The organism is Ruminiclostridium sufflavum DSM 19573, assembly GCF_003208175.1.
Lineage (GTDB): Bacteria > Bacillota > Clostridia > Acetivibrionales > DSM-1351 > Ruminiclostridium > Ruminiclostridium sufflavum.
Genome location: NZ_QKMR01000004.1, coordinates 138403 through 163439 on the forward strand (window position 1 = coordinate 138403; position 25037 = coordinate 163439).

Sequence of the window (25037 nt, forward strand, 5' to 3'; positions counted from 1 at the left end):
ACATACTTATGAAATGAAATTTAAATAAAGTAATTCTTATATTATAGGAGCAGGTGGTAAAAATGAGACAGAGTTTTTTTGGACTAAATATTGCAGTAAGCGGAATTTATACGGCACAGAAAAATTTGATTACAGTTGGCCACAATATATCAAATGCATCAACTACCGGTTATTCAAGACAGCAAAATGTCCAGTCTGCATCAAAGCCTTTGAATACTTATGATGGAACAGGAATGATTGGCACAGGTTCTGAGATTACCGGAGTTAAAAGAATAAGAGATACTTATCTTGATTTTAAATATTGGAGTGAAAATATTGCAAATGGTGAGTGGAGCAAAAAGGCCGAACTTCTTTCAGAAATAGAGACTACTTTCAATGAACCCTCAGGCAGCGGGTTTACCAAGATAATGGATAGCTTTTATAGTTCGCTTCAGGAACTGTCCAAGGATCCCTCCAGTCAGGCTGTTCGCGCTCTTGTACGTGAAAACGGTGTGACATTGGCAAATTACTTCAATACTTTAGCTGCAAGATTTGAAGGCTTGCAGGAGGATATAAATGATCAGGTTAAAATTAATGTTGAAAAAATTAATTCTCTGGGAGATCAAATTGCGAAGCTGAATAAGCAGATATATGCTTTTGAGCTTACAGGAGAGTCAGCCAATGACTTAAGAGATTCAAGAACAGTTTTGGTGGATGAGCTTTCAAAGCTTGTAAATATTAATGCAACAGAGGTTAAATACGGAAAGCTTCCTAATGGTGAGGATGATATACACTTTGTCATAACAATAGGCGGAAATAATCTCGTTGATCACTATAGCTCAAGAAAATTGGTGCTTAATCAAAGGGATAACGAATTGAACTCAGAAGATGTACCAAATCTTTATGATGTTGAATGGGATAACGGTAACAAGTTAATTCTGACAGGAGGAGTTCTTAAAGGGCTGATTGATGTTAGGGATGGCAAGGATGGAGCTGCAGGTGCTGATGAAGAGACTGAAACCCCGTCATATAAGGGTGTGCCTTATTATCAAAGTATGCTTAATGAATTTGTCAGAACCTTTGCAATGGCATTTAATGAGGGATATAAAACTGAAAACGGCGTAATGGTTGACGGTACGGGACATGTTGACGGATATGGAGTTGACACTGATGGAACAGGTCCTGCAACAGCCACATCCGGTTTGAGATTTTTTACAATGTTCGGTGAAGGAGACACAGCTGTATCAAGTGATGAGTTTATTGACGGAGCAACGGGAATGAGTGCTGTTATGGCGCAGTACCAGAAGATTACGGCAAAAAACTTTACTGTCGGGCTTGATGTTATGAGTAATCCAAATGCAATTGCTACTACAGATGCTGCCGGTGAAAATGGAAATATAAACGTATTAAACGAGCTGATGAAGATAAGATCAGATGCAAATCTATTTACAGAAGGGGCTCCTGAGGATTTTATGAAATCGCTTATAGCTACCTTGGGTATAGATTCTCAGCAGGCTTCTACCTTTTCTGACAGTCAGAAAACGATAGTTAAGCAAATTGACAATAGAAGAATGTCTGTTTCAGGTGTTCAATTGAATGAGGAATTAGCTAATATGATTAAGTATCAGCAGTCCTTTAAGGCATCTGCTAAGATGATTAATACAATGGATGAGGTATATGATACTTTAATAAACAGATTAGGTGTGGGATAAGCATTACTGTTGGCATACGTTCTGTGATGCAGCTTTGGATGTAATTATGAATATTTAATTAGGCTTATGGAGGATATAAAATATGAGGATAACTAACAATATGATTATTGCGAATATGATAAGAAATATCAGCAATAATCAGGAACGCGAGAATAAATATCAGACTCAGCTCAGTACAGGCAAAAAGATATCCGTACCGTCAGATGATCCCGTTGTTGCGGCCAGAGCCCTGAAGTTGAGAACAGATGTATCCAAGATTGAACAATACAAGAAAAATATAAATGATGCACAGTCATGGTTAAGTGCTACAGATGAGGCTTTAGCAGCAATAGGCAAGGTATTGCAGACTGCAAGAGAGAAGATGGTGCAGGCTGCCAACGGTACAAATACCGTTGAGGAAACTCAGGCTATATGTGAGGAAATAAAACAGCTTAGGACACAGGCAATTCATTTGTCTAATTCAACATATTCAGGAAGATACATTTTTTCGGGCTTTAAAACAGACCAAAAATTAATGGATGATGATGAAACAAGTGCAAACTTCGGAAAGTTTGCAATAGATGTAGATACAGCAGCCAAGCAGGAAAAAATATTTTATGAAGTAGGGGTAGGCGACAATATAAATATTAATGTTACAGGCGGAGATATATTCAACAGCCGTGATACTGGTACAGCGAATACCGGATTGGCAGCGTCGGGAGAAACATCATCAATGGTAAAAATGTTTGATGATGTTATTGCAAATATGGAAGCGGGAGATTTTGAACAGATTAGTGCATCTCTTGACACTATGGATGCAGAAATACAAAATGTTCTCAGAGTGAGAGCGGATATAGGTGCGAGACAAAACAGGATGGATTTGACCGAAGATAGAATGGGTAACGATTTAGTTAATTTCACTCAGTCAATGAGCTTGAATGAAGATGTAGATATTGCAGAGACTATAATGAATCTCAAAAATGAAGAAAATGTATATCAAGCTTCTTTGGCAGCAGGGGCAAGAGTTATACAGCAATCATTAGTAGATTTTTTAAATTAATTTCTTTTTTATAGGAAAGCAGCCACAAATTCATATGAGTTTTACACAAGGATGTGAAGAGAATGGGTCTGTCTATCAGAACGACGCCAGCCGAAATATCAATACAATCTACACCTGCCAGCTTGAATGCTCATACTGTATATGCCAAGCTGGAGCTTGAACAAAAGCCGCCTTTGATAAACATTAAAACTGAGCAGGCAAGGATACTGATAGACCAGTATCCATGCTTTGCTGAGGAAGGTCTGAAAAATAACGTTGATTTTATTAAGGAACAGGCACAAAAAGGGCTTCAGAAAGCCATTTCATATACAGGGAAAATCGCAAGAAACGGGGATGAAATGGCCAAAATTGGATATCATGCTAATATTATGATTAATATAGCAAAGAATGAGGCCATTACCAAGCATGAATTCGGATTGGGTTATATCCCAAAGTCCAGACCCAGAATAAGTTCCACGGGAGGTACCTTGGATTTGAAAGCTGAGTTCAGAAATAATTTAGGAGAGATCAATGGTGTGACGGGTAATTACACACCCGGTAAGATAAGCTATAACTACACACCTGCCCGGGTGGATATAAGTGTTGTATCCTATGGGTCAATAGATATAAGATATACAGGAAATGATGTTGATGCATATATTTAGCAGGATAAAATAAAAAGCAGCTGGTTAGCGGCGGAGGTTAGCATGATTGTCGAAACAAAACACTTTGGAAAAATAGAAATGAAGGAAGAAAATATAGTGGTTTTTGAAGAAGGAATACCAGGCTTTGAGGATATACACAGGTACGGAATAATTAATAACGAAGACCCGGAGTCACCGTTTTGCTGGATTCAGGCTATGGAGAAGCAGGAGCTTGCTTTTGCTCTTGTAGATCCGTTTGCAATCAAAAAGGACTATGATTTTGAATTAAATGATGAAAATGTAGCTGCCTTGGGCATAGAAGAGCCTTCACAGGTAGAGGTATATGCAGTTGTTGTGGTGCCGGAGGATGTAAGCAAAATCAGCATGAATCTGAAAGCGCCTGTTATTATAAATAAAAAAAATAAAAAGGCGGCACAGGTAGTTCTCAATTCAGATAAATATACGGTGAGGCATTTCATTATAGATGAGCTTCAAAATCAGGAGGTGTAAATATGCTGGTGCTTTCAAGAAAAAAGGATCAGGCTATTATGCTTGGTGATAATATTGAGCTTACTATTATTGAAATACAGGGTGATCAGGTAAGAATAGGTATAAATGCTCCAAAGAGTGTGACTATATACCGTAAGGAAATATTTGTTGAAATTCAGGAAGAAAACAGGAAAGCTGCAAGAAGCGGAATGATTCAGCTGGATGCTATATTAAAAAATAAGTAATATTAAGAGATATGATTGATAGATAAGTTACAGATAAAAAACTATTTTTGATAGTTTTTTATTTTTTCCTCTAAATTCCTCTAAAGTTTTTTGAAATAAGTTACGATATACTTATCAAGCAGGGAAGTACATATACTTTATACCGGCCGGATATGGTAAATGACATACCTGCATACCATTCGGGAAAGGATTCCCGGAAAATAAAAAATCAAGGAGGATTTTTATTATGAGAATTAATCACAACATCGCAAGTATGAACACTAACAGAGCGTTAGGAGTAAACAGAGGAAACACTCAGAAGTCACTTGAAAAGTTATCATCAGGTCTCAGAATCAACAGAGCCGGAGACGATGCAGCTGGTTTGGCAATATCTGAAAAAATGAGAGGCCAGATTAGAGGTTTGGATAAAGCTTCCAGTAATGCACAGGATTCAATATCATTGGTACAGACTGCAGAAGGCGCCTTAAATGAAACTCACTCAATTCTGCAAAGAATGAGAGAGCTTGCTGTTCAGTCTTCAAATGATACTAATACAGATGCTGATAGAAAAGAGCTTCAGGCCGAGGTTAAGCAGTTGACTTCAGAAATCGACAGAATCGGTAACACTACTGAATTCAATACAAAGAAATTGTTGGATGGCAGTGCAAAGGGTGTTAAGGAAGCTGTTGACGGAACATTAAATATCAACAACAACTCTTCAAAGGTTGCAATTGATATGGTTGTTACTGGAGCAAATGCAGCGGTATTATCCGCTATAAGAACAAGCGGTAACTATAACGGAGCTGTTGCAATAGTAAGAGTTGCAGGTACTTCTACAGCTATTACTGCCGGAGATTTCAAAATAATTGGTAAGGATGGCAAAACTATTGCTTCTGTTACAGTTACAGCTGGTGAGATTGCTTTTGCCGCTGCTGCTGGTTCACCATTGACTGGTGGTGCTACTCTTTCTGCTGCTAATATCAGTGCTATGGCAGTTGGTGAAAGCATCACTCTTGTATTTGGTGAAGCTAAATCTGCTTCTTCTGAATTGGATAATTCAATTATGGCTCAGATTGGTGCAAACTCCGGTCAGACCATGTTTATATCAATTGATGACATGAGATCAGAAGCTATCGGTGTTGATACAATTGATATATCCACTAAGTGGGGCGCAGCTACAGCTATTGAGACTGTAAACAATGCTATTACTCAGGTATCATCACAGAGATCTTCTCTCGGTGCTGTTCAGAACAGGCTTGAGCATACTATTAACAACTTGGATACATCTTCTGAGAACTTGCAGGCTTCTGAATCACGTATTCGCGATGTAGATATGGCTAAAGAAATGACTGAGTTCACAAAGAACAATATCCTGACACAGGCAGCTCAGGCAATGCTTGCTCAGGCAAATCAGCAGCCACAGAGCGTATTGCAATTATTACAATAATAAATTGGTTTAATAAAAGAGGCACTGGCTTTAGGCCGATGCCTCTTTTTATTAGGCTTAAAACGCAGGATAAGATGGAGGGGTATATGGGATACTTCAAACTTAAAAAAGTTCAAGATTTGGTATGGGAAATAGAAGGATCTACAAATTCTGAAAAACAGACCCCCAAATATTTATTGAACAGCCAAATTGATAAAGAAAAAGAGCTGGATATGGTATTAGGCAGAATTGATTTTAGTCATCATAAGAACTTTATTGTCTTCGGAATGAAGAATATCAAGCTGTTATCTGAGATTTATAAAAGAAAAACTATAGTCAGTACAATGGTAATAATAGAGATTTGTAAAGAAACAGAAGAGAATTTATTTGTTGAATGTGATGAAAAGGATTTAGCTTTTTTATTTGACAGGAAAAGGGTTAACCTTACTATAGGATCTCAGGATGAGTTGGTTGCACAGTTAAGTATAGTACTTGGCGATATGCTTAAGCTATACAACCTAAGAAATACAGAAATAATATCAATGCCATATATGAAATCTATGTATCCCAATGAGATGCAAGGTCTGACTAAAATAATTTTTGAAAGGTTACACACATTTGTTTCAAGTTATGGGAATTCAGTTGAAGATATATTGCTTGGGATGGACAATTACTTGGATAACTGGAGACATATTTTTAGAAGTATAGATTATATACATTTTAAAGACATGTACAAGGATAAGCCTGCAATAATTGTTGGTGCTGGTCCATCATTGGATAAAAATATACAGCAACTGAAGAGGGCTAAAGGAAAAGCTTTAATTTTATGTGTTGATGCAGCGTTAAATTCTCTCCTTAATGTAGGAATAGTGCCTGATTTAGTAGCATCTATAGAAAGGCTGGAGTTAACGTCTAAGTTTTATAATCGGGAGGATATTCCTGACGAAATTGTTTTTGTTGGGCCTAATGTAGTAAAGGACTTTACCCTAAATAAGTTTGAAAGAATTATATTTACTGGAAGAGCAGGTGATGCTCTTATAAGGGATTTTGGCAGCTATATAGGGTTTAATAACTTAGACATTGGTGGTAATGTTTCAAATGTTCTTATAGCCTTTACAGAGCACCTTGGGTGTAATCCCATAACCTTTATAGGATTGGATTTGGCATACACTGGTGGAAGAACTCATACCGCTGGAGTGTCCGAGGCTCTTGGCAAGGAGAATATGATCGGATATAAAGACAAAGAAAATATTGTGTATGTAAAAGGACAGAACGGAGAAATGCTGGAAACCTTGGAGTTCTTTATGTATGCAAAGAATTGGATAGAAATGAATATGGTACGTAACAGCCAGAACTTATTTATTAATGCTACCGAAGGCGGAGCGATGATAGAAGGAGCTCTAAATCAAAAATTAGCAGAGGTTATTGAAAAATATTGTCTGGAGGATTTAACGCCTTTTAGTGATTTGTATGATAAAATAAAAGAGGATATTGCTATTGATAAGTTAGGTACTACACAAAAAGCTTTAGATTATATTAAGGAAGTCGACAAATATTTAAGGAGAATCTCCAAAAAGGCTTTCCAATATTTAAATAAAATTAGAACTCACAAAGGTGTCGGTCTGGTTAACTTGATGGAAAAACAAAGAGGCGAAATGCAAGCTGCTCTTGATAAAAACAGTGCCGGTAGGTTCATTCTTCAATCAATAATAATAAGCTATAATCGTGATATTCACTCTTTCCCAATGTATTTAAGCAAAGAGGATGAAAAGAAGATGCTTGGGAAAAGCATCGATTTTTATGATACAATTAAAAAGGTATGTGACAGAGTGAGTGAAGATTTTAAAGCATATAAACTGATTTTAGATAGATACTTGGAAATATGTCAAAAGGAAGAGGAGACTATTTAAATGAAAATTTTAAAAATGATTGAAGCCTTTAGTACAGACATATACTTTAAAATGCCACATGAAATTAAAAATGATTACGTAAACATATGTGAACAACTAGCTGATTTTTTTGAAGAAAATTATTCTGAGAATGAGGATGTTATTAGTCAGAGTAAAGCTTTACTGGAGCATTTATTTGCAGTTATGCAGACAAATGATTACATAAAAATGGCAGATGTTCTTTATTATACAGTGAAACCAATATTTGAAGATATAAATTGTGCAGTATAATATTTATTTTGTGTTAAATACCTATATTTGATAAAGAAAATAACATTTGAGGTGGAAAATTTGATTACTGGGAAGACAATTTTAGTAACGGGAGGAACAGGCTCCTTTGGCAAAACCTTTACAAAAACACTTCTGGAAGAATATGATGTAGGTAAAATAATTATTTATTCCAGAGATGAGTATAAGCAATTTGTAATGCAAAAGGATTTGGAAAGCAAATATGGCAAGAACAAAACTTCCAAGCTCAGGTTTTTTATTGGAGATGTTCGAGATAAGGATAGGCTTTACAGAGCCCTTAAGGGAGTTGATTATGTTGTTCATGCTGCTGCAATGAAGCAGGTGCCAGCATGTGAGTATAATCCTTTTGAGGCCATAAAAACAAATATCCACGGAGCACAAAATGTTATTGATGCAGCGCTTGACAAGGATGTGAAAAAGGTGGTTGCATTATCAACTGACAAGGCAGTAAACCCTATAAATTTATATGGTGGGACTAAGCTTGTGTCTGACAAGCTTTTTATTTCTGCGGGGGCCTATTCGGGAGATAATGGAACAATTTTTTCTGTAGTCAGGTATGGAAATGTTGCCGGCAGCAGAGGGTCCGTTATTCCATTTTTTAAAAGCTTATTGGATAAGGGAGCAACTGAGCTTCCTGTAACAGATATACGTATGACAAGATTCTGGATAACTTTGCAGGAGGGTGTGGCATTAGTATTAAAAGCACTCAATGAGTCAAAGGGCGGCGAGACCTATATATCTAAAATACCATCATTTAAAGTATCTGATCTTGCAAAAGCAATGGGCGGGGAAAAGACAAGTATTAATGAAGTAGGGATACGAGAAGGAGAAAAGCTGGATGAGGTAATGATTACAAAGGATGACTCCAGATCTACCTATGAATATGAAAAGCATTATATTATTTATCCTCAATTTGATTGGTGGAAGTCAAAGCGCCATTTTACAGAAGGTGGGGAACGTATAGCTGACGGATTCGAATATAATTCTGGTACAAATACAGACTGGCTTAGCGTTGAGGATTTAAGACACCGTATTAAGGATATGTTTTAATTCTTATTTGAAATTTATATTATGATAGAATAGGGCAAGCACTTATGAAGAATATTGCTATAATTACTGCCAGAGGCGGAAGCAAGCGGATACCCAGAAAAAACATTAAAGAGTTTTGCGGGAGACCTATTATAAGTTATTCAATTGAAGCTGCTTTAAACAGCAGTATATTTGACGAGGTTATGGTATCTACGGATGATGCTGAAATTGCTGAAATTAGCTTAAAATATGGTGCGAAGGTGCCGTTTTTCAGAAGCGGAAAAACCTCGGATGACAACGCGGTAACTGCTGATGTTATAGACGAGGTATTGCAACAATATAAAATAAATGGGAGCTGCTTTGACTATTTTTGCTGTATATATCCAACTGCTCCGTTTATTACGGCTGCAAGATTGAAGGATGCCATTGAAACGCTTATTTTCACTAAGGCTGATTCTTTGGTGCCGGTGGTAAGGTTTTCTTTCCCTCCGCAAAGGGGTTTAATTATTAAGAAGGACAGGCTTAATTATAAGTGGCCTGAAAATATGAATACAAGGTCACAGGATTTAGAGCCTTTTTATCATGATTGCGGGCAGTTTTATATTATGAAAGTTGAAAAATTTTTGGAGAAGCGAAGCTTAATAACTGAAAATACAATCCCTTTTATAATGCAGGATATAGAGGTTCAGGACATTGATACAAGTGAAGATTGGGATATTGCTGAAATGAAGTATAAAATATTAAAAAACCTTTAATTATAGTTGAGAGTTTAAATTAGGAGAAAATAAAATTTTGGATAATGGTACATTAGTTGGAAATAAAAGAATAGAAGATTCTCAACCCTGCTATATCATAGCCGAGATGTCTGCAAACCACGCGGGTGATATAAATAGAGCTATAGAAATCGTACATGCAGCTAAGGGTGCCGGAGCTGACTGTATAAAAATACAGACATATACCCCGGATACCATAACTATTGACTGCGATAATAAATACTTTAGGATTGATAATGGCACATGGGAGGGAGAGACCCTGTATAGTCTATATGGAAAGGCATATACTCCCTGGGAGTGGCAGCCTATATTGAAAAAAGAGGCTGATAGAATAGGTATTGACTTTTTATCAACCCCTTTTGATAAAACTTCAGTTGATTTCCTAGAAAATATGGGGATAGGTTTTTATAAAATAGCTTCTTTTGAAATTGTTGACATACCACTTATTAAATATGTGGCTTCAAAAGCAAAGCCGATGATAATTTCGACTGGAATGGCTTCACTGGAAGAAATAGAAGAGGCTGTTGCTGCTGCTCAAATAAGTGGTTGCAGGGATATTTGCTTATTGAAATGCTCAAGTGCATATCCGGCTGTACCGGAAAATATGAATTTAGCTACTATAGCAGAAATGAAAAATAGATTTGGTTTGGCTGTAGGGCTTTCTGATCATAGCTTGGGCTCTGTTGCTGCTATAACTGCCGTGGCTTTAGGAGCTAAAATTATTGAAAAGCATTTTTGTATAAGCAGAGATATTGAGAATCCTGATTCTTCATTTTCTATGGATAAGGAAGAGTTTGCCATAATGGTTAAGGAGATTAGAGAAGCAGAGAGAGCAATAGGAACGATTAGCTATGATATTTCTCAAGAGGAAGCAGAGAGTAAGATATTCAGGAAATCTATATTTGTGGTAAAGGATATGAAAGAGGGAGAAAGGTTTAGCGAAAGAAATATTAGAGTAATAAGACCTGGTTGGGGAATGAAGCCCAAATATTATGAGAATATAATCGGTAAATGTTCAAAAGTAAATGTAAAAAGAGGTGAGCCTCTTAGGCCAGATATGGTAATGGAGGAATAAATATGAGAATGGTTTTTATGGGAGGACATAAGCTTGGCAAAGATACATTGCAGTATTTGATAGATAAAAGAAAAGATATTATTGCAGTGGTTACAAATATTGAAAATGATTGGTATACAGGTGTAGATGAGGTCGCCGAGAAAAATGGTTTACTGTTGTATAAAAATGTAGATGTTAACAGCGAAAGCTTTATAAATGAAATTACGGCTTTAAAGCCTGATTTGATAGTTGTAGTTAATTTTCAACAGATATTAAAAGAACAATTGATAAATATACCCCAAAGAGGCTGCATTAATACACATGCAGCATTGCTGCCGAAATATCGCGGAAGAGCACCCTTAAACTGGGCAGTAATTCATGGAGAAAGGCAAGTTGGGGTAACAGTTCACTATATAGAAAAGGGTATTGATACAGGAGATATAATAATTCAAAAGTCTATAGATATAGGTGATGAAGAATATATAGATAGCGTTCTTGAAAAAGTTAAGGATGTCTATCCAACGGTGGTAAATAATGCAGTCAATTTAATTCAGTCAGGAGACTTTGTCAGAATAAAGCAAGATTTAAGCAAGGGCAATTATTTTGGCAAAAGAACTCCTGAGGATGGACAAATAAACTGGAATAATAATACAAAAGATATATTTAATTTAATAAGAGCAATTTCAAAGCCATATCCAGGGGCATTCAGCTTTTGTAATAACTCAAGGCTGATTATTTGGCGGGCTGAAGTTATTAATCAGAAAGAGGAAGAGAGTTTATTACCAAATGGATATATAATTACCATTAACAAATCAGGAATCTGTGTTAAGACAAAAAATGATAATATTTTAATTACGGAATATGATATGATCGATAAAACTCAAATAATAGAAAATGGACAAATTCTTAAATTCAAAGAAACTAAAAATGTATAATATAGCAATCAGAGCAGATGGCGGATCTGCCGTAGGCATAGGGCATATAATGAGGTGTCTCGTAATAGCTGAGCAGCTGAAAAATTTAGGCTGCAGAGTATATTTTCTCGGAAGGTACAGGCAGGGCTCAGACAAGGCAAAGGAAATGGGGTTTGAGTCATTTGAAATAGCTATATCCTCAAGTGAAGCTAAGTCTGAAAATTCATGTGCACACAAGGACTGTGCAGAGGGCTTTAATTACGGAAGAATAGAAGAGTTGGAGGAGGAGCTGCTTGCAACCGGGACAATAATTAAACAGCAAGGCTGTGATTTATTAATTGTAGACAAATATAATTTATCATCAGAGTATTTTAACAGATTAAGAGAGTTTAATAAAAGAGTAGCTTTTATTGATGATTTGAATCTGTTTAGCTGTGCGGCTGATATAATTATAAACGGAAATATAAATGCGGAGCTTTTAGAATATAAGAAGTGTTTCGCTGCTCAGAAGCTTTTACTGGGTACAAATTACACTCTGCTGCGCAGAGAATTCCGGGATATTCCCCAAAGAGAAATCAGAAGCTTATCAGGCTGGCGGAATACGCTTAAAAAATCAAGCGGTAATGAGATATTGGAACAAAACAGGCATTGTCTTGTAACCGATTCATTAGTTAATACGCTTAAGAGGGATGAAAATGACACTTGGATACCAGAGGTAATGATTACAACAGGGGGAGCAGATCCCTATAATTTTACAGGAAAGCTTTTAAAAATACTGCTTGGTGATAATAAAACTGAAGATATCAGATACAATGTAATCGTTAGCTCAGGATTTATTTATAAGGATGAAATTAAAGAAATAGCAAAGAGCAACTCAAAGGTAGTTTTGTACATAGATTATAAATATCTTTCAGATGTTATGCAGCGTTCTGATTTGGCGATATCCTCCGGAGGCAGCACATTGTATGAATTATGCTGCTGTGGGACACCTGCCATAGCTTTTGTTTTGGCAGATAACCAGAAGGGAATAGTGGACATGCTGTCAAGGGAAGGATATATTCAGGCAATTGGATGGTATGCCGAAATTGAAAAGAATAATCTGGTGCAGATGGTATATGATTTGCTTAGGGATTTTAAATTGAGGAAAGGTTATTCAAAGAAGATGCAAGGTCTTATTGACGGCAAGGGTGCATTGAGAATAGCTGAGAGTTTAATTGATTTATTAAAGACTTAAAAGAAGCTTGTTGGCATGAAAGTTAAAATTTGTATAAGTCAATTATTATTACGGCTGATAGCTTGGCAATTAATTAAATAATTTTCTGATTGGATGTGCTGATATGAATAAATTAATTCCATATGGAAGGCAATGGATAGATGATGAGGATATAAAAGCTGTGGTGGATGTCCTAAAGAGTGATTATTTGACTACAGGCCCGAAGGTATCCGAATTTGAAGAAAGGCTTGCGGAGTATACCGGAGCAAAATATGCAGTAGCATTTTCAAATGGGACTTCGGCACTGCATGGAGCATGCTTTGCAGCAGGTATCAGTGAAGGCGATGAGGTTATAACTACTCCGATAACCTTTGCCGCATCGGCGAACTGTGCTTTGTATGTTGGAGCACTTCCGGTTTTTGCTGATATTTGCAGCGATACATATAATATAGATCCTTCTGACATAGCAGACAAAATAACGTCAAGGACTAAAGCTATTATACCTGTAGATTTTACAGGTCAGCCCTGCGATTTGGACAGGATAATGGAAATTGCAAAGAAATATAACTTAATTGTTATAGAGGATGCGGCTCATTCTATCGGAGCAACCTATAAGGGAAGAAATATCGGCAGTATTGCAGATATGACGACTTTTAGCTTTCATCCGGTTAAAACAATTACTACCGGAGAGGGTGGAGCAGTAACGACAAACAGCAGAAAATTATATGAAAAATTAATTCTTTTCAGGTCACATGGAATTACAAGAGATGAGAATAAGCTTGTTAATGTACAAGAGGGTCCTTGGTTTTATGAACAGCAGTTCTTGGGATATAATTACAGGCTGACAGATATTCAGGCGGCATTAGGAATAAGTCAGCTGAAGAAGCTTGATAAATTTGTGAGACTGAGAAGAGGGCTTGCAAGGCAGTACAATGAAGCGTTTAAGAATGAAGAAGGACTGATACTACCTTACCAGAATGCCGAGGGTAATTCAGCCTGGCATATTTATGCGGTACAGCTGAATACAGAAAAAATACGTATTGGAAGAAAAGAATTTTTTATGGAATTGCAAGAACAAGGCATCAGGGCGAATGTGCATTATATACCGGTTTATTATCACCCATATTATAAAATGCTGGGATACAAAAAAGGTATTTGTCCAAATGCAGAAGCACTTTATGAAAGAATTTTAACATTACCGTTGTTTGCCAAGCTGGAGCAGGGTGAAATTGAATATGTTATAGAAAATACAAGGGCTATAATAAATAAAAACAAAAATTAACCTTTATGCGGTATTCTTTAAGATTTTTATTACACTCCGATTTAAATAATGCTAAACACTTGCCGTTAACTTTCCGATAAAACAAATAGAAGAGTTTGATGGAGGTGTGTGATGAAAATAGAAAAAAATGATTCCATTAGTGCTAATGTTAATATCAATAGCAACAATGCAAATAATATATCCGCTATAAAAAGAGCGAGCACAGGCAATATTAACAACACCAATACCTCAGTGAGGACTGACAAAGATTGGTCCTTGGCAAACGGTAAAAGTATTTCTCAGTTGAACGAGTACGATATGGAAAGTATGCCTATATCCGAGAGAGTTGTCATTGAAGCTATAGAAAAGGCTAATAAAGCAATTCAGGGCGGTAATAGAAAATTTGAATTTTCAATTCATGAAGAGACAAATCAAATAATGGTAAAGGTTTATGATTCCGATACAAATGAGCTTATTAAGGAAATACCAAATGAAAAGATTTTAGATATGGTTGCAAAGATTTGTGAAATGGCAGGAATATTAGTTGACGAAAGAAGGTAATGATTATGTCTAGTGTAAATGGTGTATCAAGCAGTTCTACGAGATTGTCCGGTTTAGTATCAGGAATGGACACTGATGCTGTAATAAAGCAGATGATGGCTGCTGAAAGAGCGAAAGTTGATAAACTGCAAGCAAAAGTCCAGATTGATGATTGGAAAATAGATGCATACAGAGAGGTAACATCTGCTCTCCAGAGCTTTTACAATACTTATTTTGATTCTACTTCAGCGTTAAATTTAAAATCTGAGAATTCATTTGCAAGCTTTGCTACTTCATATAAGAATACAGATTCATCAAATTATGTTACGCTGACAGGAGTATCAGGTGCACAAGCAGGAAAATATTCTATTACTGAGCTTAAGATGGCTACTTCAGCGGTCTTGACAGGCAGCAATGCAAGTAAGGATATTGAGGGCGCAGCTATAAACCTTACAGATCTCGCAGGTATGTCCGGTGCAGATAACAGTATTTTTATTACTGTTAATGGTAATGCCAATTTTATTAGTCTTCCTACGGACGGAAGTATTACTTCTGTTTCTGACCTTAAAACTGTACTTCAGCAGAAGATTAATGATACCTTTGGTGCAGACAAAATAAATGTTGAGCTAAATTCAACATCTGACGGTATTAAATTTTCTGCTGTCAGACCTACCGATACCTTTAGTATCAATACCGAAAGTCCTGCCCTGTCAGTTCTCGGGCTAGACTCGTCAAGTTTATCAAACAAGATTGATTTGGACTCAAATCTGACAGATATGGCGGATTCTTTTAATACTGCACTTACCACAGGCTCTGGGAATGCTATTGCATTTGCAATTAATGGTGTTAACTTTAGCTTTGATGCTTCAAATACATCAATTCAGGATATTATGGATGAAGTAAATGCAAATACAAAAGCAAATGTAACTATGAAATATGATATAACTAAAAACAGCTTCACTATTAAATCCAATAGTACCGGTGCCACAGACAAGGTTACTGTTTCAGATACGACAGGAAGCCTTATGGCTACACTTGGTATTTCCGGTTCGGATGATGGTTCGGATGCCAGTGTTACATTAAGTGACGGCACGAAGATTGTCAGATCGACAAATTCCTTTACCTATGACGGAATTACATATAATATTAAGCAGGATTATACTGCAGGAACAGATGCGGTTACAGGTGAAGTTAAGGAACCCATTGAGGCTACAATAACAGCAGATATCACAAAGACTTATGATTATATTAAAGGCTTTGTTGACAAGTATAATGAACTGATTGAAAAGTTTAACAGTAAGCTTAATGAGGATAAGTACCGTAATTATACTCCGTTGACAGACGACCAAAAGGCTGAAATGACAGACGAGCAGATAGAAAAGTGGGAAGAAAAGGCAAAGTCAGGGCTGCTTAAAAATGACAGTATTCTGTCCGGTATTCTGTCAGACCTGAGAAACACGCTATACGATACGGTTGAGGGAGCCGGCATCTCACTTTCGTCAATAGGAATAACAACATCTTCTGACTATACAAAAAACGGAAAGCTGGAAATAAATGAAGACAAGCTTAAGGATGCACTTGCAAATAAATCTGAGCAGATAAAAAGATTGTTTACAAAATCATCTGATATAACTTATTATTCTTTGTTAGACAGTCCTTCCGGCAAAGATCAAAGATATAAGGAATCGGGTATAGCTCAGAGATTTTCTGATATAATACAAGATGCAATAAGAACCAGCACAGATAAAGACGGACGCAAAGGCACATTGCTGGAAAAGGCCGGTATTACAGGAGACCGTTCTGAGTATACAAATTTACTTTTCAAAGAGATGTTAGGCTTTGAGGAAGCCATTGATGAAATGAATGAAAGGCTGGATTCCAAGGAGGATGCCTTATATGCCAAGTTCACTGCTATGGAGTCCGCTCTCAGCAAGCTCAATGAACAGCAGAGTAATTTAGCTTCTTTACTTGGCACAGGAACTTGATTATAATAGGTGTAAAGAGCTTGAAGGCAGGAGACGAACATAGTTATGCATAATTGATATGCAAGGACATAACTATTGATTAATTATTAGATACTTAGGAGGACGCTAATGGTAACAAGTAATGGTTTCAACCAATATAAAGAGAGTTCAATTAAGACATCTACGCCGGAGGAATTAACATTAATGCTTTATAATGGCTTGGTTAAGTTCCTTTTGCAGGCTCAGAATGCCATTGAAACAGGCAATATAGAAAAGGCCAGTAATAGTATTATAAGAGCACAGGCAATTATAAGTGAGTTTAAGGCTACATTAGATATGAACTATGAGGTATCAGAAGGACTAAATAGTCTATATGACTATATGCACAGGCAGCTGGTTGAAGCAAATATTAAAAAGAATGTTGACATAATAGCTGAAATCCTCGGTTATTCTAAGGAACTGAGGGATACTTGGGCTCAAGCAATGAAAATAGCGAAGAATTCCGTTCAGGCTACAGAGAAAATGGCGAAATAAATAAGTACTGCAAAGATATAGCTGATACAGAAATGGTTAGCTGGAAAAACCGGGACTTAATGTATATAAGCACCTCACAGACCCACTGGAGCTTGTGAGGTGTCTTTTACGTAGGATCAATTACCAAAGTCAGATAGGTTGAAAAGCCTTTGCATGATGAAATATCTGGGCTGTATTCTATCGTTTTTCAGCCGATAAAAATTGACGTATTCAAAGTCTTAACCATAAGACAAGGGGTTGCATTGCGGAATTAGGAAAGGAAGGATAAAATGACACCGGAACAGTATATATACCGTCTAATTGAGATATCTGAAAAAAAGTTAAATATTCTAAAAGAAATATTGAATTTAACAAAAATGCAATCGGCAATTATTAGTGAAGAGAGCGCTGAGAAGCTTGACAGATTGATTAATCTGAAGCAGCAGCAAATAGACCTGATAAGTGAATTGGATGGGTCGTTTGAGGTATATTATGCCCGAATGAAATCGATATTAGGAGTAAAGAGCATCGAAGAAATAAGCATGGTTCAGTTGCAAGGAGCAGCAGAGCTAAAGCAAGTTATTACTGACATATCAAATACGACTAAGCAGATTCAAAAGCTTGAGATAGATAATAAAAATGAAGTCCAGACAATACTTGACAGATTGGCAAGTGAGATAAGACGTGTTAAACAGCATAAAATAGTAAATAATGGATATAACGTGGCTTCTAAGCTTGAAAAACCCTCTTACTTTTTTGATAAAAAGAAATAAAATTTCTGCTTTTAATTTTTATCAGCCATGTCAGCCTTCTTAATACATTTATTAATAAAATCCATAACCTTATCCATGTATTGCTCCGGATACTCTAAAAAGCTGTTACAATATTCTTGTGCCCCTGAATTCCAATAATAGGCAGGCACAGGACTTTTTCTATAATACATTTCGTATAGCAGCTTAGTATTATCTGAAGCAGGGATATCTTCCTGAGCCCCATCAATTAAAAATACCGGTGTTGGTATTAAAGCAGGTATTTTAGGAATTATATCAAGGTCACTTGTAACCTTTGAAAGCTTATTGACACAAAATTTAATTGTATACTTAAAAGGCCATTCAGACAGTAAGCTGCTTGAGTTAATCAAGTAGTCTGTATAGTTATCGACAGTGGAATAGGGGCTGTCACCAATCACTCCTATAATGCTGTCCCTGTAAGGTGTTTCAGATACAGCAGAAAGGCATGAGGAGGCGCCTGTCGAAAATCCCATTAGAATTATTCTGTCAGTCCCGATTTGTTTTAAATATTTGATTGAACTTAAAATATCCGCAGTTTCGTTTTTCCCAAATGTGTTTATTGAGCCGGAAGAGTTACCGGAGCCTCTTAAATCAATAGTCAGAACATTTATATCTTTATTGGTGAACTGCGAGATTAATTTGAAGGTTTCTTCATTAAATTGCAATCTGTTTTTACCATATCCGTGAACTAATAAAACTGAGGTTTTAGATGTTCCTGAAGGGAAAAACCACCCATTAATTTTATCCTCAGCCTCACCACCGGTATAGAAACTGATGTTTTTATAATTTGGAGCAATATTAGAGGTTATCTGAGGTGTCTCTACCTTGCTCGGATGAGTAATTTTATAGGCAGATATAAACGAAAGAATACCTGTTGCCAGAAAAACGAGTATAATTATATATATACATGCTAAAAAAATATTTTTTGGTAAAATGCTTTTGCGTTCAGCGTAAGCAACAGTATTAAGCTGCATTAGAAATTTCCTCCATAGCTATTGACTATTCTGTTCTTAAGACTTATTATATTTTTATTTGCGGTTAAAGTAAATATAATATCTGCATTTACCAAAATATGCATGTATAAAAATGTTTAAATATATTAATTTCGTCTTTTTCAGTCGAATTAAGAGTATAAGCTGATTTTATGATTCTGTTAAAAGAATATTCTGGAGTAAATTTATGAGTAAAATTTGTAAGCAGTGCCCAAGGCAATGTGGGGTTGACAGAGAAGATAATATCGGCTTTTGTGGCATGCAGGAGCAGCTAAAGGTAGCAAAGGCTTTTTTGCATATGTGGGAAGAGCCTTGTATCAGCGGAACAAATGGCTCGGGTGCGGTGTTTTTTTCTGGATGTAATCTTAAGTGTATTTATTGCCAGAATTTTGATATAAGTCAGAATAATTATGGGAAAATAATTACAGTAGAAAGGCTTCAGAAGATATTTGCCGAATTGATGGGCAAAGGTGCGCACAACATAAATCTTGTTAATCCTTCACATTATACCGGTGCGATCAAGCAGGCCTTGCTTTCAGCGAAACGGAAAGGAATCCTTAATGTTCCGGTGGTGTATAACACGAATGGATATGAATCCATTGATTCGTTAGAAGAAATGGAGGGGCTTGTGGATGTATATCTTCCGGATTTCAAATATTTTTCGGGAGATACTGCCTTTAATTACTCAAGTGCATATGATTACCCTGATATATGTAAAAAAGCGATATTGGAGATGTTCAGACAGGTTGGAAGCCCGGTGCTTAGTTCTGATGGCTTAATTAGCCGGGGTCTTATTATAAGACATTTAATTCTTCCGGGGCACACCAAGGAAAGCACAAGGATTTTAGACTGGATAAGCGAAAATCTTCCTAAAGGTGTATATGTATCACTTATGAGTCAGTATACCCCTTATTATGGTGCAGATAAGCACCCTGAAATTAACAGACCCATTACCAGACGGGAATACGAAAGTGTGGTAAATCATTTGTATAAATCAGGAATGGAAGAAGGCTATGTTCAAGAAAGGCAATCTTCAGACATCAAATATATTCCGGATTTTAATCTTGAGGGTGTATAGAAGAAATAACATAGATTTATACGCTGAAATATTTGTAAATATTAAAAATTACTGTTGCAATATTATATAAAATGGATTATAATTTGTTTTATTGAAAGTATCTAGAAGTTTATGGAATATCTTTTTGTTATTTTTCTAATTATTAAATTAAATTCAAAATCAAAAATTCTTTTATTCCTTATTAATGTGTAATACATGTTCAGTTTTTGGTTATTTAGATAGCTTAGTTCGTCTAAAGACAGCTTCGGGTTTTCTTTTTAGCTTATCGGATGTTTGATAAAACAATTCAAGAGATTAAATTTCTTATCATAAACTCAACATTTCTATAAAAATATATGGAGGATATTAGCAGTGCAGAGTAATTCATTTTATTCAAAATACAAATATATAAAGGCTTTGGGAAGCGGAGGCTGCGGGAAGGTTTTTCTTGCACGAAATATAGCTTTGGGTAATTTATGGGCTGTTAAGGAAATAGTAAAAGGAAGGGAAACCACAATTAGCGGGTATATTGAGCCGGAAATCCTAAAACGTGTAAATCATCCTGCATTGCCAAGAATATGTGATGTCTTTGAGGATGACGATAAAATATATATTGTTGAGGATTATTTGGAAGGGACCTGCTTAAAACAGAAGCTTGATGAAAAAGGAAAATTCGAAGAACCGACAGTAATTGATTGGGCAATCCAGCTTTGCGATGTTCTGGAGTACTTGCATTCACAAAAGCCAAGTGCGATTATATATGGAGATATGAAACCCCATAACATAATTTTGACAAAGGAGGGGTTTGTAAAATTAATTGATTTTGGAGTATCTGCTATGGTTTCCGAAACAAATAATAAATATGAAGAAGCATGTAACAGTAACAAGTACAATGACAATACTATACCTCAAACAGCCTTTATAGGAACAAAAGGATATGCAGCTCCGGAGCAATTTACCGGGAATGGAATAAGCAGGGCAAGTGACATTTATTCCCTTGGAATAACAATAATTCAACTTTTAACAGGATTTGATCCTCTTACAGAATTCATGGTATTTCAAAATGACAGATATGCAAGGAATATTTCTCCTGAACTTCACAAAATAATAAAAAGGTGCATACACTACAATCCGGTACTGAGATACAGAAGTGCAGGCATACTAAAGAAGGAATTCTGCCAGTACAATCTGAAATACGGCGTTTGCAGTAAAAATGATTTGATTGGTTTAAAGAGCACTTTTGATTTTGCAAAGGTTATTGCAATCAGCGGTGCAAGGGGGACAGGAGTATCAACAATAACAGCTGCGATAGCTGAGTATATGGCAAGAGAGCCTACATCCGTATGTATAGTTGATTTAAGTAAATCGGGATTACTTGAAAAAGGTATATTTGTAAGTGAAATATGTAAATCGGATAGTGAGGCAAAAAATCTTTTAAATAACATATCTAAAATTAATTCAAATTTATATTATCTAAAGCTAAATAGTCTGGCAAGGAAAGTTCCTTCTGAGATGCTTACACTGCATAAGTATTTAGGAGAGCTTCAAAAAAGGTTTTCTTACATAGTTCTGGATGTCGATATGACATTGCTGACATATTTGGAACAGTATCTGAATCATATTTTTTTGGTTTCGGATATGAACCCCTTTAATTTATCTGCTGCAAGTCAGGTCATGAGGACAGATGGCTTGGCAGCAAAATGTATTTTTAAAACATCCTTTGTTATTAATAAGTTTTATATGGGAGAAATAAGCTCACATAATATTTTGCAAAGTATATTGCTAACTGAAGATGCAACAGCAGAGATTCAAGACTTGACTGCTAATGCAAATATTTTTGAGGTTCCATATGAACAAAAGATTTATCTGAAATGGATGTACAGCTATTTCGGAGAAGCTTTGAGCTTTAAAAGGCTAATGGATGAAGGTTTCCGGCAAGCAATTCTAAATATCCTTTCAGATACAATTTTACCTGCAAGAAGAAAAAAGTCTCGTTTTACATTTAAAAAGCTGCTTTCGAAGGTGGTTATTTAAAAGCATGTTGAGCTCAGACCAAGCTGTCTGCGAGAGCGTGAGCTGGCTTTTAGCCAATGAAATCATACTAAGCAATAATAAATAAAATTCTGGAGGTGCAAGGAAGTGGGCAGAAGGCTGATTATCAAGACAGCACTTATTTGTTTCGGAATATTTTTGATCCTTAATACAATAATTCTTACATATATTTTTAAATCTTATCCCTTAGATATTGAAGAGCATGTTTTTGTTCCGGCAGCAGCTGTAGACATTAAGCAAGGGACTGTAATACAGGAAAAGCATTTAAAAATAAAGGAAATACCAAAGTCGGCTTCAAGTACAGCAATAGCAATAAATATAAAGCAGATTATAGGTAAGAAAGCAAAATCAGGGATTCAGAAAGATGATTATATAAGGAGTAACGACTTAGTTCTCAGGAATAGCTGGTATAAAGATGATGAAAGAATAATCGTGTTACCTATGAGTATTGAGGAGAGACTGGCAAATTTGATTAAAAAGGGTACGTATGTTGATATCAGACTGAAGAAGGAGTCAAGTGATGTTATTGATACAATTTTGTATAAAGTAAGGGTGGAGGATATTTTGGATGAAACCGGCTGCTCTCTTGATTCAAAATCAGCTATGAATACCAGAACTGCATATATTGAGCTTATTCTTAACGAGGAAGAGAGACAAAGGATTTATTCTGCAGAGATGGAGGGAAAATTAATTTATGAATTATATTGCGACGAAATGCAAAAACCGGTAAAAATAACGTAAGTTATTAAGGAAGGCTGAAAACATAAAATAAAAGCTGCACAGCAGCCTTTGGAGGGGAAAATGGGAAAGTTGGTAGCTGTATGCTCGGATGATAAAAAGTCCGGAAAATCTATAGTGACATATTTGCTGGCAAAGGAAATTAAAAAATCATCAGGAAAGCATTTGAAAATATTGGTTTGCTGTTTAAATATGAATTATAGTTCTCTATACAAGCTGTTTGGAATTGATTGCTCGGATGTTGGAATGGAAGAGCTGGTTAATCTTAAGCTTTTTGACGGCAATAGGTCAGATATATTATATAGCATAGTTCCCCAAAGTGATGGGATTTACTTTTTAGGAAGCTACAGGACAACGAAAGCTTTTATTCATAGGAATATTCAACAATATTATTTATTATTTGATAAGTTGAAGGATAGCTATGATCTTATAATATTTGATACTGCTTCATCAAATGAAAATATGCTGTCCGGATATATACTTTTTAAGGCGGATGTGCTGATTAAGCTTTTTATCCAGGATAATGACAGCATGAGAAAGCTGAATTGTAAGGGTGGCATACCGCTCCAAGATGGACGGGAGACCATATACATAGTATCCAAATACAGAAATATTTATCCGAGATTCAGTGATATTAAGAGAAGATATTCATTAAAAAAGATATTTAAAATAGATTACTGCGAGAAGCTTCAGGAAATGAAAAACAGAGACAGCCTTCATTTATACAGCTGCCATGATACAAGCTGTAATGATTCGGTAAAGCGTATATCAGAATATATAGCCGAGACTATGAGCCTGATTTCTAAGGAACAACCAATAAGAGAACTGCGGGGAAAGTATAAAAGAAACATTAGGAATACTTTAAAAAAATTAAAGCTGATAGATGATGGAGGAGAGGAACATGAAGATACTTCAGGATTTATGCCTGAAAGGGTTAATGAATTATATTGAAGAAGAATTACGAATAAATGGTGTTAATGAAATCAGAGAAGTTAATGAAACGAAAGCGGGTTATTTAGAAGATGCAAGGCAGAAGCAGAAGCTCATGGCTATTGACGGAGGTGTTCAGGCAAGAGAGTTTATGCAAAACAGCATTTATTTTCTTTTAATTGAAAGAACGGATACTATAAGCTCTGAGAATATTGACGCTTTATTGAAGGAATATCATATAAATTATTTTGAGAATATTTATACGGGTGATGACAGCAAATGTTTTACTAAGCCAATTGATAATGAAATAGCAAATTATTTAAGTAAGTATTCCGTAAGTTATCAGGAGGATTTTGATATAAAGCTTCAAAAATTGACACAGATTATATATCAGGAGGTATACGGCTATGGGATACTTGATGAATTAATATTTGACCCATGTCTGAATGAGGTGGCATGTACAAGAAAGGATTATATTTGGATTCAGTATAAAGGTATAAAGAGACATATACCAAATCCAAAATTTATATTCAAAAATGAAGACAGCTATAGAAAAATTATTGAGAACAGGCTGACATCAACGGCACTTGAAGAAATGAATGCAGGAACACCTTTGATTAATACTATCCTGAATAATGGAGCAAGAGTCACTGCTTTGAGGCCGCCATTATCAAGATATTACGTGGTTAATATAAGACTTTTCTCGTCAAAGGCCCAGCTGGTAAAGTATCGAAGCAGGTTTGTCGAGGACAGAATATCAGGAATAATAGAAATACTTGCAGGAAAGGGAAGAAGGAATGTAGCTGTAATAGGCGAACAGGGCTCGGGGAAAACTACAGCTGCTGATGAACTTATTATAAAGCAACTGGATTCTGATATCAGTATAGGCTTGGCAGAAAATATTCATGAATTAAATATTTCAACAAATTATCCCCGGAAAAACATAGTTGAACTTCAATACACAAGGGATTTCAAACCTTCTGATATTACTGAGATATTTTTTAGATTAAACAGGGATATTGTTATATACGGAGAAGTCAGAAACTCATATGAGGCCTTTGAAATGATTAAGGCAATGCTCAGACAGGCCAGAGGCAGCTTGTTTACTTTTCATTCATCTGATACGCGAAGAATGGTACATGATCTGAGACAGCTTTTAATGCAGACAGGATATTATACCGACTTCAGAGAAGCCCAGTTCGATGTTGCGGATGCTGTGGATTTAGTAATACATATAAAGCTCGACAGAGAAACAGGACAAAGATACGTATATAAGCTTTCGGAAGTTCTGGCTGAAGAAAGTGATATGACATTTAAAATAAATGATCTTTTTATTTTTGATAAAGAAAGCGGAAGTTATTGGGCTAATCCTGATGGTATATCAAAGGCCCAGATTATTTCATGTATGGAATATGAAATGACACCATCAGATGTGGAGGAGCTGAATAGGCTATTCTGCTTAAACAAGAATGGACAGCGAGAGACTAAAGCCTCCTTATTTGCCTATGCTGCTTCTGCAAAGTGAA

At 36.0% G+C, this 25037-nt stretch carries 24 protein-coding genes; 23 read left to right on the forward strand and 1 reads right to left on the reverse strand.

The window, feature by feature from the left end; genetic code table 11:
- The first annotated feature begins 62 nt into the window (after nt 1–62).
- The 18 genes from flgK (at nt 63) to flgN (ending at nt 17724) form a co-directional block, all read left to right on the forward strand.
- Nucleotides 63–1691, forward strand: coding sequence for a flagellar hook-associated protein FlgK (flgK, locus tag LY28_RS04585; protein ID WP_110461001.1), 1629 nt, complete (start codon nt 63–65; stop codon nt 1689–1691).
- Between the two features lie 82 nt (nt 1692–1773).
- Nucleotides 1774–2730 carry a flagellar hook-associated protein FlgL gene (flgL, locus tag LY28_RS04590; protein ID WP_110461002.1) on the forward strand — a complete coding sequence of 319 codons (957 nt, stop codon included), beginning with the start codon at nt 1774–1776 and terminating at the stop codon, nt 2728–2730.
- Nucleotides 2731–2792: 62 nt separating this feature from the next.
- Nucleotides 2793–3374 (forward strand): DUF6470 family protein, encoded by a 582-nt coding sequence (locus LY28_RS04595; RefSeq protein ID WP_110461003.1) that lies wholly within the window; start codon nt 2793–2795, stop codon nt 3372–3374.
- Between the two features lie 42 nt (nt 3375–3416).
- On the forward strand, nt 3417–3863 hold the full coding sequence (gene fliW, locus LY28_RS04600) for a flagellar assembly protein FliW (protein ID WP_110461004.1): 447 nt from the start codon (nt 3417–3419) through the stop codon (nt 3861–3863).
- Nucleotides 3864–3865: 2 nt separating this feature from the next.
- Nucleotides 3866–4087, forward strand: coding sequence for a carbon storage regulator CsrA (csrA, locus tag LY28_RS04605; RefSeq protein WP_110461005.1), 222 nt, complete (start codon nt 3866–3868; stop codon nt 4085–4087).
- Nucleotides 4088–4313: 226 nt separating this feature from the next.
- Nucleotides 4314–5513, forward strand: a complete 1200-nt coding sequence (locus tag LY28_RS04610; RefSeq protein WP_110461006.1) for a flagellin N-terminal helical domain-containing protein — start codon at nt 4314–4316, stop codon at nt 5511–5513.
- A gap of 86 nt (nt 5514–5599) precedes the next feature.
- Complete coding sequence (locus LY28_RS04615) at nt 5600–7402, forward strand: motility associated factor glycosyltransferase family protein (RefSeq protein ID WP_165835493.1); 1803 nt, start codon at nt 5600–5602, stop codon at nt 7400–7402.
- A complete protein-coding gene (locus LY28_RS04620; protein WP_110461008.1) occupies nt 7403–7672 on the forward strand; it encodes a hypothetical protein in 270 nt (89 codons plus the stop codon).
- Nucleotides 7673–7732: 60 nt separating this feature from the next.
- On the forward strand, nt 7733–8740 hold the full coding sequence (pseB, locus tag LY28_RS04625) for a UDP-N-acetylglucosamine 4,6-dehydratase (inverting) (RefSeq protein WP_110461009.1): 1008 nt from the start codon (nt 7733–7735) through the stop codon (nt 8738–8740).
- Nucleotides 8741–8784: 44 nt separating this feature from the next.
- Complete coding sequence (pseF, locus tag LY28_RS04630) at nt 8785–9474, forward strand: pseudaminic acid cytidylyltransferase (RefSeq protein ID WP_110461010.1); 690 nt, start codon at nt 8785–8787, stop codon at nt 9472–9474.
- A 37-nt stretch (nt 9475–9511) separates the two neighbouring features.
- Nucleotides 9512–10567, forward strand: a complete 1056-nt coding sequence (gene pseI / locus LY28_RS04635; RefSeq protein WP_110461011.1) for a pseudaminic acid synthase — start codon at nt 9512–9514, stop codon at nt 10565–10567.
- Between the two features lie 2 nt (nt 10568–10569).
- Complete coding sequence (locus LY28_RS04640) at nt 10570–11481, forward strand: methionyl-tRNA formyltransferase (protein ID WP_110461012.1); 912 nt, start codon at nt 10570–10572, stop codon at nt 11479–11481.
- Nucleotides 11474–12694 carry a PseG/SpsG family protein gene (locus tag LY28_RS04645; protein ID WP_165835494.1) on the forward strand — a complete coding sequence of 407 codons (1221 nt, stop codon included), beginning with the start codon at nt 11474–11476 and terminating at the stop codon, nt 12692–12694. The genes LY28_RS04640 and LY28_RS04645 overlap by 8 nt, the downstream gene beginning before the upstream one ends.
- A 103-nt stretch (nt 12695–12797) precedes the next feature.
- A complete protein-coding gene (pseC, locus tag LY28_RS04650; protein WP_110461014.1) occupies nt 12798–13955 on the forward strand; it encodes a UDP-4-amino-4,6-dideoxy-N-acetyl-beta-L-altrosamine transaminase in 1158 nt (385 codons plus the stop codon).
- A gap of 111 nt (nt 13956–14066) precedes the next feature.
- Nucleotides 14067–14495, forward strand: coding sequence for a flagellar protein FlaG (locus tag LY28_RS04655; protein ID WP_110461015.1), 429 nt, complete (start codon nt 14067–14069; stop codon nt 14493–14495).
- Between the two features lie 5 nt (nt 14496–14500).
- Entirely contained in the window at nt 14501–16459 is a 1959-nt protein-coding gene (gene fliD / locus LY28_RS04660) for a flagellar filament capping protein FliD (protein WP_242981149.1), read from the forward strand.
- Between the two features lie 108 nt (nt 16460–16567).
- On the forward strand, nt 16568–16972 hold the full coding sequence (gene fliS, locus LY28_RS04665; protein WP_110461017.1) for a flagellar export chaperone FliS: 405 nt from the start codon (nt 16568–16570) through the stop codon (nt 16970–16972).
- 269 nt (nt 16973–17241) lie between these two features.
- A complete protein-coding gene (flgN, locus tag LY28_RS04670) occupies nt 17242–17724 on the forward strand; it encodes a flagellar export chaperone FlgN (protein ID WP_110461018.1) in 483 nt (160 codons plus the stop codon).
- 11 nt (nt 17725–17735) lie between these two features.
- Here the strand turns inward: flgN and LY28_RS04675 are convergent, their stop codons facing one another.
- Nucleotides 17736–18716 carry an alpha/beta hydrolase gene (locus tag LY28_RS04675; RefSeq protein WP_110461019.1) on the reverse strand — a complete coding sequence of 327 codons (981 nt, stop codon included), beginning with the start codon at nt 18714–18716 and terminating at the stop codon, nt 17736–17738.
- A 205-nt stretch (nt 18717–18921) separates the two neighbouring features.
- Between LY28_RS04675 and LY28_RS04680 the strand changes: the two genes are divergently transcribed.
- From LY28_RS04680 to LY28_RS04700, 5 genes are all read left to right on the forward strand, one after another.
- Nucleotides 18922–19812 (forward strand): radical SAM protein, encoded by an 891-nt coding sequence (locus tag LY28_RS04680; protein WP_110461020.1) that lies wholly within the window; start codon nt 18922–18924, stop codon nt 19810–19812.
- A 351-nt stretch (nt 19813–20163) separates the two neighbouring features.
- Entirely contained in the window at nt 20164–21825 is a 1662-nt protein-coding gene (locus LY28_RS04685; RefSeq protein WP_110461021.1) for a serine/threonine-protein kinase, read from the forward strand.
- A 105-nt stretch (nt 21826–21930) separates the two neighbouring features.
- Nucleotides 21931–22584, forward strand: a complete 654-nt coding sequence (locus LY28_RS04690) for an SAF domain-containing protein (RefSeq protein WP_110461022.1) — start codon at nt 21931–21933, stop codon at nt 22582–22584.
- A gap of 60 nt (nt 22585–22644) precedes the next feature.
- Nucleotides 22645–23532: a P-loop NTPase family protein gene (locus LY28_RS04695; protein WP_110461023.1), complete on the forward strand. Its 888-nt coding sequence runs from the start codon at nt 22645–22647 to the stop codon at nt 23530–23532.
- Entirely contained in the window at nt 23483–25036 is a 1554-nt protein-coding gene (locus tag LY28_RS04700) for an ATPase, T2SS/T4P/T4SS family (RefSeq protein WP_110461024.1), read from the forward strand. Before LY28_RS04695 ends, LY28_RS04700 begins: the two co-directional genes overlap by 50 nt.
- The last annotated feature ends 1 nt before the right edge of the window (nt 25037 follow it).

Excerpts from the sequence above, each read along its gene's own strand:
- LY28_RS04700 (WP_110461024.1), top strand. The coding sequence starts at position 23,483 with ATGAAGATACTTCAGGATTTATGCCTGAAAGGGTTAATGAATTATATT.
- fliW (WP_110461004.1), top strand. The coding sequence starts at position 3,417 with ATGATTGTCGAAACAAAACACTTTGGAAAAATAGAAATGAAGGAAGAA.
- LY28_RS04640 (WP_110461012.1), top strand. The coding sequence starts at position 10,570 with ATGAGAATGGTTTTTATGGGAGGACATAAGCTTGGCAAAGATACATTG.
- csrA (WP_110461005.1), top strand. The coding sequence starts at position 3,866 with ATGCTGGTGCTTTCAAGAAAAAAGGATCAGGCTATTATGCTTGGTGAT.
- fliS (WP_110461017.1), top strand. The coding sequence starts at position 16,568 with ATGGTAACAAGTAATGGTTTCAACCAATATAAAGAGAGTTCAATTAAG.
- LY28_RS04595 (WP_110461003.1), top strand. The coding sequence starts at position 2,793 with ATGGGTCTGTCTATCAGAACGACGCCAGCCGAAATATCAATACAATCT.
- LY28_RS04620 (WP_110461008.1), top strand. The coding sequence starts at position 7,403 with ATGAAAATTTTAAAAATGATTGAAGCCTTTAGTACAGACATATACTTT.
- flgK (WP_110461001.1), top strand. The coding sequence starts at position 63 with ATGAGACAGAGTTTTTTTGGACTAAATATTGCAGTAAGCGGAATTTAT.
- pseF (WP_110461010.1), top strand. The coding sequence starts at position 8,785 with ATGAAGAATATTGCTATAATTACTGCCAGAGGCGGAAGCAAGCGGATA.
- LY28_RS04610 (WP_110461006.1), top strand. The coding sequence starts at position 4,314 with ATGAGAATTAATCACAACATCGCAAGTATGAACACTAACAGAGCGTTA.
- LY28_RS04615 (WP_165835493.1), top strand. The coding sequence starts at position 5,600 with ATGGGATACTTCAAACTTAAAAAAGTTCAAGATTTGGTATGGGAAATA.
- fliD (WP_242981149.1), top strand. The coding sequence starts at position 14,501 with ATGTCTAGTGTAAATGGTGTATCAAGCAGTTCTACGAGATTGTCCGGT.
- LY28_RS04675 (WP_110461019.1), bottom strand. The coding sequence starts at position 18,716 with ATGCAGCTTAATACTGTTGCTTACGCTGAACGCAAAAGCATTTTACCA.
- LY28_RS04695 (WP_110461023.1), top strand. The coding sequence starts at position 22,645 with ATGGGAAAGTTGGTAGCTGTATGCTCGGATGATAAAAAGTCCGGAAAA.
- flgL (WP_110461002.1), top strand. The coding sequence starts at position 1,774 with ATGAGGATAACTAACAATATGATTATTGCGAATATGATAAGAAATATC.
- LY28_RS04680 (WP_110461020.1), top strand. The coding sequence starts at position 18,922 with ATGAGTAAAATTTGTAAGCAGTGCCCAAGGCAATGTGGGGTTGACAGA.
- LY28_RS04655 (WP_110461015.1), top strand. The coding sequence starts at position 14,067 with ATGAAAATAGAAAAAAATGATTCCATTAGTGCTAATGTTAATATCAAT.
- flgN (WP_110461018.1), top strand. The coding sequence starts at position 17,242 with ATGACACCGGAACAGTATATATACCGTCTAATTGAGATATCTGAAAAA.
- LY28_RS04645 (WP_165835494.1), top strand. The coding sequence starts at position 11,474 with ATGTATAATATAGCAATCAGAGCAGATGGCGGATCTGCCGTAGGCATA.
- pseC (WP_110461014.1), top strand. The coding sequence starts at position 12,798 with ATGAATAAATTAATTCCATATGGAAGGCAATGGATAGATGATGAGGAT.